Here is a 12,863-nt window from a genome sequence, read left to right on the forward strand (position 1 = left end):
ATTAACTATTATTTTGTTCATTCATAAAAAACTGTTCCAGAGAAGCCAAGTCAGGAATATTAACCGAACGCGCTTTACTTCCTTCAAAAGGACCAACTATTCCTGCAGCTTCCAATTGATCAATCAATCTTCCGGCTCTATTGTAACCCAATTTTAATTTACGTTGGATTAACGATGCAGAACCCTGTTGCGCAGTAACGATTACTTCCGCTGCTTCTCTAAACAAAGAATCTCTTTCTGAAATATCTATATCAAGACTTATGCCACTATCTTCACCAATAAATTCTGGCAACATATAAGCCGTTGCATAGGCTTTTTGCGATCCGATAAATTCAGTGATTTTTTCCACCTCCGGAGTATCCACAAAAGCACACTGTACACGTACCAAATCGTTACCGTTAGAGAATAGCAAATCACCTCGTCCAATTAACTGATCGGCACCACCCGAATCCAAAATTGTTCTTGAATCGATTTTTGAAGTTACTCTAAAAGCAATTCTAGCCGGGAAATTCGCTTTAATCATACCTGTGATTACATTCACCGAAGGTCGTTGAGTAGCAATAATCAAATGGATACCGATAGCACGCGCCAATTGAGCCAAACGAGCGATTGGAGTTTCCACTTCTTTACCGGCAGTCATAATCAAATCTGCAAACTCATCCACTACCAAAACGATATACGGTAGAAAACGATGTCCGTTTTCAGGATTTAATTTACGTTGTTTGAATTTTTCATTGTATTCTTTAATGTTACGCACCATGGCATCTTTCAATAAAGAATAGCGATTATCCATTTCCACACACAATGAATTTAGTGTGGTTATTACTTTCGAGTTATCGGTAATAATAGCATCTTCGGCATCTGGAAGTTTCGCCAAATAGTGTCTTTCAATTTTATTAAAAAGTGTCAACTCTACTTTCTTAGGATCGACCAACACAAATTTCACTTCAGCAGGATGTTTTTTGTACAACAAAGACGTTAAAACGGCATTCAAACCAACCGATTTACCTTGTCCGGTCGCTCCCGCCATCAATAAGTGAGGCATTTTAGCCAAATCGACAACAAAAGTTTCATTAGAAATCGTTTTCCCTAATGCAATTGGCAGTTCCATTTCCGCTTCTTGGAATTTAGCCGAAGCGATAACTCCTTTCATTGGAACCATTGTTGGATTTTTATTCGGTACTTCAATTCCGATTGTACCTTTCCCCGGCATAGGCGCGATAATACGGATACCTAATGCAGATAATGACAAAGCGATATCATCTTCCAAGCTTTTGATCTTAGAAATACGAATTCCGGCTTCGGGAACAATTTCATACAACGTCACCGAAGGACCAACCGTCGCTTTAATTTGAGCGATGTCAATTTTATAATTGCGAAGAGTTTCAACAATTCGGTTTTTATTTTCTTCTAATTCTTCCTGATTAATTGTGATTCCACCAGTTCCGTAATCTTTAAGTAAATCAATCGTTGGGAATCTGAAGTTGGACAATTCTAAAGTTGGATCAAACTCACCAAAATGCGACACCAATTTAGCTGCCAGATTTTCTTCGATTATATCCTCTTCTTCCACTTTCTCTATAACCAATTCATCAGGATGTGGTTTTACATCTTCCTGAACAACTTCAGGTTTTTTTGAAACTTCCAAAGACAATTCAGAAGCTGTTCCAATAGTTGGCTTTAAAGCTTCTTTATTGATTTCAAATTGAGAAGGAACTGTTTTTAACGTAATTTCTCCCAATTCTTCCTCATTCTCTTCAAAATCATTTTTATTTGGTGTTGTAATCAAATTATCTTGAGTCGTTGAAGTTTCTTCGGCAACAGCGAATTCCTCAAGATTATAAGCCGCTGTAGACGATGCTGAAACCGGCGTAGACAAATCGTCACGAATTTCATTTTTCGTTTTCTCGAAGGCTCCTTTAATTTTGTCCGGAGAAACCTTAACCTTAAAAATAAGATAGATTACGATTCCGAAAAGCAAGGCCAATAAAGTTCCCGTTTTTCCGATATAATCCTGAGAAAATAAATTCATTTCGAACCCAATCACACCCCCTAGTTCTGGCAATTGCTTTCCAAAAAAACCAAAAAGAATGGATAAAATGATGATGACAAAAATATCCCAAAACCATGTTTTTTTCAATTTCGAAACCGCCATATCCAATACAAGATAGGCTCCAGTCAAAAACAAAAGTCGAGCAAAAAGGAAGGAAGCAACTCCAAATCCTCTATAGATGAAAAAATCCGCCAAAAAGGCACCAAATTTACCTAACCAATTCTGTACTTCAGAATTTCGGTCGGTAAAATCATTCAATTCGCTTTGATCGAATTTCCCATTTACAAAATAAGACACAAACGATACCGTCAATGCTACTGCAAGTAGGATTAACAATATTCCGAAAGTGACACTTTGTTTTCTATTGGGTGCAAAACGACTGAAAAAATTAATTTCTTCAGGTTCAATAGCAGCTTCGGTAGTTTTTTTTGATTTGGCCATTAATAATGTAAACGTTTAAAACAAAATAACTGTTCTACTTATTAAAATAGTTTAGGAACATAAATTATTGCACCGATTGTAATTGCAGTCATTGCTGCGAAGAATACAGCTCCAGCAGCAATATCTTTAATAAAACCGATACGTTCGTGATAATCTGGGTGCACAAAATCTGCAATTTTTTCAACGGCAGTATTCAAACCTTCAATACTTAGAACCAATCCAAACACCAAGATTTGAAACATCCACTCTGTTGTAGAAATTCCAAAATAAAAACCTGCAATTGTCATTAGTACAACCAATGAAGACTGAACCATCACACTATGCTCAGTGGTAATTAATTTCACTGCACCTTTAAAAGCAAACACTATACTTTTCAGTCTTCCTGTAAAAAGAGTTTCGTCTTTTTTAAATTCCATATTATAGCGCTGTTAACGCTGCCTCGTAGTTAGGTTCGTCAACAATTTCGGCAACTTGTTCTGTATATTTCACAACTCCATCTTCATCAATCACAATTACAGCACGCGAATGCAAACCTGCCAACGGACCGTCAGTAATTGTCACGCCGTAGTCATTCCCGAAAGAATTACTTCTAAAATCCGACAAATTCATAACATTATTCAACCCTTCAGCTCCACAAAAACGATTTTGCGCAAAAGGCAAATCACGTGAAATACACAATACTGTTGTATTCGGTAAATTACTCGCTTTTTCATTAAACTTACGGACTGAAGTAGCACAAGTTCCTGTATCTACACTTGGAAAAATATTCAAAACCACTTTAGTTCCTCTGTAATCTGCCAGTGTTTTCACTGACAAATCTGTCGCTACTAATTCAAAATCTTTTGCTTGAGATCCTACTTCAGGTAAATTACCCACAGTAGTAATTGTATTTCCTTTTAATGTTATTTGAGCCATCTTATTGTTTTTTTTAATGCTTCCAAAAGTACAGAAAAAAATCGATTATTTATTTGGAAGTTTAAATTGATTTATCGTAATATTGCAATATTAAAATACAAACATACAATGGGCGCATCCAAATCCGATTTTTTTACAGTAGAACAGAACGAAATAGCCACTTTATTTAAGGCTATGTCACATCCAGCAAGAATTGCCATAATAGACTATTTATTAAAAGTGGACAGCTGTATATGTGGTGATATTGTAAACGAATTGCCTTTGGCACAACCTACAGTTTCTCAACATTTGAGAGAATTAAAAAATGCTGGAATCATTAAAGGCACTATAGAAGGCACTGCAATTTGCTATTGTCTCAACAACGAAACACTAGAGAAATTTGAAAATTATTTCAGTATCATTAAGAAAAAATTACAGAATAAATGCTGCTAATTACTAAACAATTACATTATGAGACTATCCGAATTTAAAAAGTATTTATCCGAAAGTGATAATTTCGAGATCCAATTACCTGATGGCAAACAAATCCCAAGTCATTTTCACATTACAGAAATGGGCATTGTCAATAAGAAGTATACCGATTGTGGTAATACGTTCCGTGAAGAAAATTATTTTACTTTTCAATTATGGCATACAGACGATGTTTGGCATAGATTGACTTCCGAGAAAGTAATAAAAATCATTAGTGGTATCGAAAAAAACACAGTTGAATCTAACTATGAAATTGTTGTAGAATACCAGACTGAAGCTACTATTGGTAAATTTGGTTTAGCCCACAACGGAACAACTTTTGTATTGACTTCCACTAAAACAACTTGTCTTGCCAATAGTCAATGTGGAATTATCCCAGAAAAAGCCAAAAAAGAATTACAAGAACTTACGAATTGCTGCCAACCCAACTCAAACTGTTGCTAATAAAATGGAAAAGTTCTTTACAAAATACAAGAAACCAATTATTATTACTCTTGGAATAACTCTATTGAATCTCTATTATGGTTTTGACCCTAGATTTACAATTATTAACCTTTTATGGCTTTTGGTATGATTAACATTCTAGTACTCTGTACAGGCAATAGCTGCCGTAGTCAAATAGCGCATGGCTATTTATCCCATTTTACCGATAATGAGAAGGTAAAAGTATACTCCGCCGGAGTAGAAACGCACGGTGTAAACCCTAGAGCTATCGAAACCATGCAAGAAGAAGGAATAAATATATCGGAACATACTTCCAATCATATTGACGAATATACTGGAATTGATTTCGACTTCATCATCACCGTTTGTGATCATGCAAAAGAAGTTTGCCCTTATTTCCCTTCAAATGCGATCAAACTTCATCACAACTTCCCAGATCCAGCAAAATTCATTGGAAACGAAGAAGAAACCAAGGCAGAATTCAGGAAAGTACGAAAATTAATCGAAAATTTTTGCCAGGATTTCACAAACAAACACCTAACAACCTAACGTACTTATTTATACTGTTTTATGATTTTTGTAAGATAATTTTTGGTAACTTTATATAGAACTTAAAATTAAAGAATTATGAAAGTAGCAACGATTATTGTAAGAGTATTGTTAGGTGCTTTATTGATTTGGGCATCACTAGCTTTCTTCTTAAAACTAGCACCAGAAACCGAAGCCGTAGGAGAACTAAAAGCCTTCAAAGCTGGAATTGTAGCCTCACACTATATTATGCCTTTAGCTAAAGCAATAGAGTTATTATGCGGAATCGCCTTTGTAGTTGGAAAGTTTGTACCTCTAGCCAATTTAGTAATTCTGCCAGTTACTGTCAACATCCTTTTGATCAACTTAATGATGAGCACAGACACTATGGGTTTGATAATGGGATTATTTGTCGCTTTTGCCAATGTATTCCTAATCTACAGTTACTGGGATAGATACGAAGGAATCGTTTCTCCATAAAAAAAGCTCTCACAATTGAGAGCTTTTTTATTTATCTATAGAACCTAGAACCCTTTGCATAAAAGCGTTTAAGGCTTCTTTTTTATCCGTTCCAGTCTTCACCATTTTATTCACTTCCAAAGCACCATACATATTGGATATCAATTCACCAATTACATCCAATTCTTCATCTTTTAAAGAAGGAATTTCGGTAAGAGCTTCAAGAACTTCAATAGTCTCAACGATATAATCCTGATCATTTTCCTCAATAAACTGTGTCAAATGTTTAATTACCGGTAACTTCATAATTAAAGGATTTCTGTAACTAGCTCAGTTAAAACCTCCGCTTTGTTCGTTTGAGTTTCATTCACCAATTTCCCACCAACAAAAGTTGCAAAGGTTGGTAAGTTAGAAACATTAGCCATCTTTCTTGATTCTGGCGAATTTTCAGCATCAACAATTACAAAAGTTATATTTTCGTTTTCTGTTGCCAATTTTTTGAATTTAGGCTTCATGATTCGGCAATTCCCACACCAAGAAGCTGAAAACTGTACCACTACTTTTTCATTGTCATTAACAACGTTTTGTAATGTATCTTCGTTTAATTCCAGTAACATATTTCTAATTTTAAAAAAAAATTCCAAACCCCAATCATAAACAACATAATTTACACATTGGAATTTGGAATTAAGTTATTGATAATTGATTTAGTTTTGAGCCAAGTAAGCTGCAGTACTTAATCTGTCAGCATTCATCGCTTCTTTACCTTGTTCCCAGTTAGCAGGACACACCTCACCTTTAGTTTGTACGTGAGTATAAGCATCGATTAAACGCAAGTACTCACCAACATTTCTACCTAACGGCATATCATTAACACTTTCGTGGAAAATTTTACCAGTTTCATCAACTAAATACGTAGCACGGAAGGTAACGTTTGATCCTTCAACTAAAATATCATTTGATTCTTCATCATATACTTCTTGAGCATCTAAAATATCTAAAGCTTTAGACAAATTGCGCGTTGTATCAGCTAACAAAGGATAAGTAACACCTTCGATACCACCATTGTTTTTAGCAGTGTTCAACCAAGCAAAGTGTACTTCGTTGGTATCACAAGAAGCTCCGATAACAATTGTGTTTCTTTGCTCAAACTCAGGTAATGCAGCTTGAAAAGCGTGTAATTCTGTAGGACACACAAAAGTAAAATCCTTTGGATACCAGAACAATAATACTTTTTTGTTGTTTTTTGTTGCTTCTTCTAAAACGTTGATTCTTAAGTTATCTCCCATCTCAGAGATTGCATCAACGGTAATGTTAGGGAATTGTTTTCCTACTAATGCCATAGTTTTTAATTTTAAATTTTGGCAAATGTAGCTATTGCATTTTGTAATTTCTCCACTCTTTTAAAACAAAAATATTATATACCGATAGAATTATCTTATAGAAAGCAATTCACAGTTTTTTTATTGATTTTTTCATAAATTTAAATTCATTATACAATAAAATACATAAAGAATTAACAAAATTCATTAAATTTAAATACTAATAAGATTGCAGTATATTATACCTGCTTTTAATTACAATCAATTTAAAAAGACCAATAAAACTATAATTTTTATCTATTAAAACCAAGAATATCATAGATTATCATTCTTTAATTTTACAATCAGGTTATTAATAATCAAATACAAAAACACATACAATGGAAAACAACACAAATTCACACGCACATGCAGGTAATGGTGGTGGGAAATGTCCTTTTTCAGGAGGAAATTCAGCCAAACAAAGTGCCGGTGCAGGAACCAGAAACACAGACTGGTGGCCTAACCAGTTAAAATTGAACATTCTTAGACAACATTCCTCCCTTTCCAATCCTATGGGAGAAAAATTCAATTATGCCGAAGCATTCAATTCGATTGATTTTGCCGCATTAAAAAAAGACATTCACGAAGTGATGACTACTTCTCAGGATTGGTGGCCTGCTGATTATGGAAATTACGGACCGTTTTTTATCCGTATGGCGTGGCATAGCGCAGGTACATACAGAACTGGTGACGGACGTGGCGGTGCCGGATCAGGAACACAACGTTTTGCTCCATTAAACAGTTGGCCGGATAATGCCAATCTCGATAAAGCCAGATTACTATTATGGCCTATAAAGAAGAAATATGGCAATAAAATATCGTGGGCCGATTTAATGATCTTGGCTGGAAATTGCGCTTTAGAATCAGCTGGCTTTACACCTTTTGGATTTGCTGGGGGACGCGAAGATGTTTGGGAACCTGAAGAAGACATTTATTGGGGAATAGAACAAGAATGGTTGGGAGACAATCGTTACTCAGGAGAACGTGATTTGGAAAATCCTTTAGCAGCCGTTCAAATGGGATTGATTTATGTTAATCCACAAGGACCAAACGGCAATCCGGATCCATTATTAGCAGCAATAGACATTCGCGAAACATTTGCTCGAATGGCAATGAACGACGAAGAAACCGTTGCACTTATTGCAGGCGGTCACACATTAGGAAAAACCCATGGAGCAGCCGATCCTGATCAATATGTAGGACGTGAACCCGCAGCTGCAGGAATAGAAGAACAAAGTTTAGGTTGGAAAAACACCTATGGAACCGGAAACGCAGGCGACACCATAACCAGTGGTTTAGAAGGTGCTTGGACTATCACTCCTACAAAATGGAGCAATAACTATTTCGAAAACTTATTTGGCTACGAATGGGAATTGACTAAAAGTCCGGCTGGAGCCCATCAATGGAGACCTAAAAATGGCGCAGGAGCAGGATTAGTTCCGGATGCACATGATCCTTCAAAAAGTCACCAACCTTTTATGCTCACAACAGATTTATCCTTACGATTTGATCCTATCTATGAAAAAATATCCAGACGCTTCTTGGAAAATCCTGAAGAATTCAATGATGCATTTGCAAGAGCTTGGTTCAAATTGACTCATAGAGACATGGGGCCAAAAGTTCGTTATTTAGGCCCTGAAGTTCCAAACGAAGAATTAATTTGGCAAGATCCAATTCCATCCGCAACACACCCGTTAATCAACGAACAAGATATAGCTGCTTTAAAAGCGACAATCCTTGCTTCCGGCCTAACGGTTTCCCAATTAGTTTCCACTGCTTGGGCTTCCGCATCAACATTTAGAGGTTCTGACAAACGTGGTGGTGCCAATGGTGGCCGAATTCGCCTTGCTCCACAAAAAGATTGGAAAGTAAATAATCCTGGACAATTAACAAAGGTGCTTGAAACATTAGAAAAAATCCAAAACGATTTCAATAAAAAAGTATCTATAGCTGATTTGATTGTTTTAGGCGGATGCGCAGGAATTGAACAAGCAGCTAAAAACGCAGGCCAAAACATCACTGTTCCATTTACTCCCGGAAGAACAGATGCTTCACAAGAACAAACTGATGTGGATTCTTTCTCTGTACTTGAACCTTTAGCAGATGGTTTCCGTAACTATGCTAAAACAAAATTTACAGTTTCCGCTGAAGAAATGCTGATTGACAAGGCACAATTATTAACATTATCAGCTCCAGAAATGACTGTTTTACTAGGTGGTATGCGTGTTTTGAATACTAATTTCGATCAATCACAAAGCGGAGTATTCACCAAACGTCCGGAGACACTGACGAATGATTTTTTTGTCAATTTATTGGATTTGAATACGCAATGGAAGTCGGTTTCAGATACCGAAGATGCCTTTGTCGGCACCGATCGTTCTTCGGGTGCAATTAAATGGATGGGAACCCGAGTGGATTTGATTTTTGGTTCAAATTCAGAACTACGTGCTATTGCAGAAGTATACGCTTGCGAAGATGCACAACAAAAATTCGTAAATGACTTTGTTGCGGCTTGGACTAAGGTCATGAATTTAGACCGATTTGACTTGGCATAATCAAAATTAGAAAACAATAACAAAAGGTGATCTTCGGGTCACCTTTTGTGCTTTAATTTATCAACATCATCCCTAATTACCAATTGGTTTTATATATTTGTTGGCTTTTAACAAACAAACCAAACAAATTATATGTCATTTTTTAATTTATTTAGAAAAAAACCTCTAACTACAATATTACAACAAGGCGGTGACGGAGAGCATTCGGGATTAAATAAAGTACTGAATGTAAAAGATTTAACTTTCTTCGGAATTGCAGCTATCATTGGTGGCGGAACCTTTTCTGCAATTGGTAACGCTTGTTTTTCAGGTGGTCCCGGAGTAATCTTATTATATGTAATGTGTGCCATTGCTTGTGGTTTTACAGCAATGTGCTATGCAGAATTTGCTTCAAGAGTTCCGGTTTCAGGAAGTGCTTATACTTATGCCTATGTGTCATTTGGGGAATTGTTCGCATGGATTATCGGTTGGGCATTATTAATGGAATATTCAATTGGTAACATTTACATTGCCTTTTCATGGAGTGGATATTTTACCAATTTGCTTGAGACTTTTGGTATACATTTACCAGAATGGCTTACCATAAATTATAAATCGGCACATGCGGCATTTATAGATAATAAAGTTGGCGAAGGATTAACAGCTTGGCAAAACGCACCGTCAATTGGCGGATTACGAATCATTTTTGACATGCCGGCTGTATTAATCAACATATTGATTACCTATTTAATTTACAAAGGCACCAAAGAATCCAAAAACCTAAGCAACGCAATGGTTTACATTAAATTAGCCATCATCTTATTAGTAATCATAGTAGGTGCTTTCCATATTGATATTGATAACTGGACTCCTTTTATGCCAAATGGTTTTGGTGGTGTTATGGCTGGAGTTTCTGCTGTATTCTTCGCTTATATTGGTTTTGATGCTGTTTCAACTTTAGCAGAAGAAAGTAAAAATCCGCAACGCGACTTACCAAAAGGAATGATTTATTCATTGATAATCTGTACTGTGGTATACATTATTTTAGCCTTGGTTTTAACAGGAATGGTTAAATATGACTTATTAGGAGTTAGCGATCCTTTGGCTGAAATTTTTGCCATCAAAGGAATTAAATGGATGTTATTCATTGTTTCTATTGCTGCTGTTGTAGCCATGACCAGTGTAATGTTAGTTTTCCAAATGGGACAACCTCGTATTTGGATGACTATGAGTCGTGACGGATTAATGCCGAAAAAATTTGCCGAAATACATCCAAAACACAAAACTCCAGGATTTGCAACAATTGTGACTGGTTTTGTTGTAGGATTACCTATTTTCTTTACCGATGAAAATTTCGTTCTTGACTTTACAAGTATTGGAACTTTATTCGCATTCGTATTAGTTTGTGGTGGAGTCTTGATGCTCTCTGCGCAAAGCGAAGCTGAACTAGCTGAACGTGCTACCAAAGGAAAATTCAGAATCCCTTATGTGAATTCTAAGTTCATTTTTCCTGCAATTGTAGTAATCGCTTCGGTTTTAGTGAACTATTATGTTCCGACATTTTTTGGTGATACTTTTGATTTTTCTGAAGGAAAATTAGCAGCCAACTTACCTATGCTTGCCTTCTTTATTTTAACAATCGCAATGGCTGTGACGGCATTTCTTAAGAACTTATCATTAATCCCTTTGTTAGGACTGATTTCTTGTTGCTATTTATTAACAGGAATGGCCGTATCAAACTGGAAATGGTTTGGAATTTGGTTAGTAATCGGTTTAGTGATTTACTTCGCTTACGGATTTAAAAACAGTAAGCTTAACAAAAATAAAATACAAGCAACTTTAGAAGATTAAAAATAAAAACCCGATGAAATTATCGGGTTTTTTTATACTTAAAATTCAGCTTTAACTTCAATTGTCATTACCTCACCACTAACCGGATGCTTAAAAGTAATTGCTTTAGCATGAAGGTGTAAGCGATTCGCTTTTGTTCCGTATAAATCATCTCCTACAATAGATGTATTTAATCCTAAAGGATGAGAGGCATGCACTCTTAATTGGTGAGTCCTTCCGGTTATTGGATAAAAATGCACTCGGGTTTTACCATTGTCTACAGAAATTGTTTCCCATTCTGTTTGTGCCGGTTTTCCATATTCATAACAAACCAATTGTCGTGGTCGATCCTCCAAATCTACACGAAGCGGCAATTCAATCATGCCACTTTTATTTACCAAAACTCCGTCCAATAACGCTTCGTAGCACTTCTTTACTGTTCGTTTGATAAACTGACTTTGCAACTCTACATAAATCTCTTGCGATTTGGCGATTAACATAATACCCGAAGTAGACATATCTAAACGATGAACAATCAATGGACCTGTGGCATCTGGAAACTTAGTTTTCATACGTTGGTATACCGAATCGGAGATTTCTTTTCCAGGTACGGACAAAAACTCGGAAGGCTTATTCACCACTACAATAACGTTGTCCTCATATACAATTTCCAACTCTTTACCTTCTGCTGGATTGTTTAAAAAAGGGTTCTCGTCCATTATAATTCCATCCAACATATGTCCTAATAAAATAGGCTCGCATTTGCTCTTACAAGCCGGATAAAATTGACCGTGTTTGCGAACTTCAGATTTTGGCGATTGTCCCCACCAAAACTCAGCCATACAAATGGGCTTCAAATTGTACTCGAAAGCATAATGCAATAACTTTGGTGCAGCACACTCACCAGCTCCAGCCGGTGGATTATTGTCAAATATATCCCCTAAACTTTTGCGCTTTCGTGATTGATTTAAAAAAGAATACTCCGCAAATAATTTTTGTTGTAATGCCGCCGATTTAGTTTTACGCTCTTCCTTCAACTGATTGATTACATCATCAAAAATCTGAAACTCTTTTTGTGCATCGTTAATTTTATAATTCCAATACGCCGACATTTTTTTCAACAAAATACCTTCTTGCTGACTTTGATCCTTCAACTCTTGAAGTAATTTTTCATATTCTTCTGAAGAAAGTTGTTGTTCAGCTTCTATCCGCTGCCGGTTTCTGATTATTTTCTGCGCTTTGACATGATTTTTATGACGTTGAATATCACGTTCAGCTTCCTCTTTGGTATTTTCCAACTTTTTTATAGTATTCAAATAATCCGATTCGTTTTCCAGTTTTTCAATTTTTGCATTGATCACATTGATGATTCCTTCTTCCTTTTTGAAAAAACCATCAGGATCAAGCATGTCAAAAACCGTTGGTACAAAATAATCCAAATGATTCACTTCCGCCAATTTCCCTGAAAAAGCCCATAAATAACCTAATTCTCCATTGCTATTCTGACAGACCAATACGCCAAACATTTTACCAATAACCAAACCATCCTGATCTTCAATTAATCCGAAGTTATGTTCCCAATCTGTTTGCGTTGTTAAATAATGTTGCAATTCACGAGAAGCAATTACACTCAACTCATGTGGTTCATAATAAAATGGAAAGGTGAATTTTTCAGGCAAAGCAATACCTGATATATCCGTTTGAAAGGGTTGAAAAAGGTTTTTTAACATTTGGCAAAGATAAAGTAAACAGTCAAAATAAAACTCGACACCTAATGAAACAAGATTCCACAGAAATTAAACAAAAAAAGTCTGCAAACTCCAA

The 12,863-nt window shown here is 36.0% G+C and carries 13 protein-coding genes; 6 read left to right on the forward strand and 7 right to left on the reverse strand.

Translation table 11 applies throughout. The annotated features are described in order from the left end of the window. Position 1: 1 nt before the first annotated feature. The 3 genes from ACFO7M_RS08085 to tpx are packed head-to-tail and all read right to left on the reverse strand — an operon-like array spanning position 2 to position 3,409. Entirely contained in the window at positions 2–2,494 is a 2,493-nt protein-coding gene (locus ACFO7M_RS08085) for a DNA translocase FtsK (protein WP_379735016.1), read from the reverse strand. Positions 2,495–2,535: 41 nt separating this feature from the next. Continuing rightward, positions 2,536–2,910 carry a diacylglycerol kinase gene (locus tag ACFO7M_RS08090; protein WP_379713921.1) on the reverse strand — a complete coding sequence of 125 codons (375 nt, stop codon included), beginning with the start codon at positions 2,908–2,910 and terminating at the stop codon, positions 2,536–2,538. 1 nt (position 2,911) lies between these two features. After that, on the reverse strand, positions 2,912–3,409 hold the full coding sequence (gene tpx, locus ACFO7M_RS08095) for a thiol peroxidase (RefSeq protein ID WP_379735017.1): 498 nt from the start codon (positions 3,407–3,409) through the stop codon (positions 2,912–2,914). A gap of 108 nt (positions 3,410–3,517) precedes the next feature. Between tpx and ACFO7M_RS08100 the strand changes: the two genes are divergently transcribed. The 4 genes from ACFO7M_RS08100 (at position 3,518) to ACFO7M_RS08115 (ending at position 5,332) form a co-directional block, all read left to right on the forward strand. Further along, positions 3,518–3,841 (forward strand): ArsR/SmtB family transcription factor, encoded by a 324-nt coding sequence (locus tag ACFO7M_RS08100; RefSeq protein WP_379735019.1) that lies wholly within the window; start codon positions 3,518–3,520, stop codon positions 3,839–3,841. 18 nt (positions 3,842–3,859) lie between these two features. Then, positions 3,860–4,324, forward strand: a complete 465-nt coding sequence (locus tag ACFO7M_RS08105) for a DUF6428 family protein (protein ID WP_379735021.1) — start codon at positions 3,860–3,862, stop codon at positions 4,322–4,324. 126 nt (positions 4,325–4,450) lie between these two features. After that, the gene (locus ACFO7M_RS08110) at positions 4,451–4,873 is read left to right on the forward strand and encodes an arsenate reductase ArsC (RefSeq protein WP_379735022.1); all 423 of its coding nucleotides are present in this window, start codon (positions 4,451–4,453) and stop codon (positions 4,871–4,873) included. A 78-nt stretch (positions 4,874–4,951) separates the two neighbouring features. Next, entirely contained in the window at positions 4,952–5,332 is a 381-nt protein-coding gene (locus ACFO7M_RS08115) for a DoxX family membrane protein (protein WP_379713931.1), read from the forward strand. Positions 5,333–5,359: 27 nt separating this feature from the next. Here the strand turns inward: ACFO7M_RS08115 and ACFO7M_RS08120 are convergent, their stop codons facing one another. From ACFO7M_RS08120 to ACFO7M_RS08130, 3 genes are all read right to left on the reverse strand, one after another. Then, complete coding sequence (locus ACFO7M_RS08120) at positions 5,360–5,617, reverse strand: DUF6952 family protein (protein WP_379713933.1); 258 nt, start codon at positions 5,615–5,617, stop codon at positions 5,360–5,362. 2 nt (positions 5,618–5,619) lie between these two features. Beyond that, positions 5,620–5,928 carry a thioredoxin family protein gene (locus ACFO7M_RS08125; RefSeq protein WP_379713935.1) on the reverse strand — a complete coding sequence of 103 codons (309 nt, stop codon included), beginning with the start codon at positions 5,926–5,928 and terminating at the stop codon, positions 5,620–5,622. A 90-nt stretch (positions 5,929–6,018) separates the two neighbouring features. Continuing rightward, entirely contained in the window at positions 6,019–6,654 is a 636-nt protein-coding gene (locus tag ACFO7M_RS08130) for a peroxiredoxin (RefSeq protein ID WP_379713937.1), read from the reverse strand. A 359-nt stretch (positions 6,655–7,013) separates the two neighbouring features. Here ACFO7M_RS08130 and katG point away from each other — a divergent pair, with 359 nt between their 5' ends. Next, positions 7,014–9,230, forward strand: coding sequence for a catalase/peroxidase HPI (katG, locus tag ACFO7M_RS08135; protein ID WP_379735024.1), 2,217 nt, complete (start codon positions 7,014–7,016; stop codon positions 9,228–9,230). Between the two features lie 132 nt (positions 9,231–9,362). Beyond that, entirely contained in the window at positions 9,363–11,060 is a 1,698-nt protein-coding gene (locus ACFO7M_RS08140; protein ID WP_379713941.1) for an amino acid permease, read from the forward strand. Between the two features lie 38 nt (positions 11,061–11,098). Here the strand turns inward: ACFO7M_RS08140 and ACFO7M_RS08145 are convergent, their stop codons facing one another. Further along, the gene (locus tag ACFO7M_RS08145) at positions 11,099–12,769 is read right to left on the reverse strand and encodes an RluA family pseudouridine synthase (RefSeq protein ID WP_379713943.1); all 1,671 of its coding nucleotides are present in this window, start codon (positions 12,767–12,769) and stop codon (positions 11,099–11,101) included. Between the last annotated feature and the right edge of the window lie 94 nt (positions 12,770–12,863).

The sequence above is a fragment of the Flavobacterium sp. GCM10023249 genome (genome assembly GCF_042653365.1).
In the GTDB taxonomy this organism is placed as follows: Bacteria; Bacteroidota; Bacteroidia; order Flavobacteriales; family Flavobacteriaceae; genus Flavobacterium.

Coding starts and splice junctions, on each gene's coding strand:
- ACFO7M_RS08125 (WP_379713935.1), bottom strand. CDS start 5,928: ATGTTACTGGAATTAAACGAAGATACATTACAAAACGTTGTTAATGAC.
- ACFO7M_RS08110 (WP_379735022.1), top strand. CDS start 4,451: ATGATTAACATTCTAGTACTCTGTACAGGCAATAGCTGCCGTAGTCAA.
- tpx (WP_379735017.1), bottom strand. CDS start 3,409: ATGGCTCAAATAACATTAAAAGGAAATACAATTACTACTGTGGGTAAT.
- ACFO7M_RS08140 (WP_379713941.1), top strand. CDS start 9,363: ATGTCATTTTTTAATTTATTTAGAAAAAAACCTCTAACTACAATATTA.
- ACFO7M_RS08105 (WP_379735021.1), top strand. CDS start 3,860: ATGAGACTATCCGAATTTAAAAAGTATTTATCCGAAAGTGATAATTTC.
- ACFO7M_RS08115 (WP_379713931.1), top strand. CDS start 4,952: ATGAAAGTAGCAACGATTATTGTAAGAGTATTGTTAGGTGCTTTATTG.
- ACFO7M_RS08085 (WP_379735016.1), bottom strand. CDS start 2,494: ATGGCCAAATCAAAAAAAACTACCGAAGCTGCTATTGAACCTGAAGAA.
- ACFO7M_RS08130 (WP_379713937.1), bottom strand. CDS start 6,654: ATGGCATTAGTAGGAAAACAATTCCCTAACATTACCGTTGATGCAATC.
- ACFO7M_RS08120 (WP_379713933.1), bottom strand. CDS start 5,617: ATGAAGTTACCGGTAATTAAACATTTGACACAGTTTATTGAGGAAAAT.
- ACFO7M_RS08100 (WP_379735019.1), top strand. CDS start 3,518: ATGGGCGCATCCAAATCCGATTTTTTTACAGTAGAACAGAACGAAATA.
- ACFO7M_RS08145 (WP_379713943.1), bottom strand. CDS start 12,769: ATGTTAAAAAACCTTTTTCAACCCTTTCAAACGGATATATCAGGTATT.
- ACFO7M_RS08090 (WP_379713921.1), bottom strand. CDS start 2,910: ATGGAATTTAAAAAAGACGAAACTCTTTTTACAGGAAGACTGAAAAGT.
- katG (WP_379735024.1), top strand. CDS start 7,014: ATGGAAAACAACACAAATTCACACGCACATGCAGGTAATGGTGGTGGG.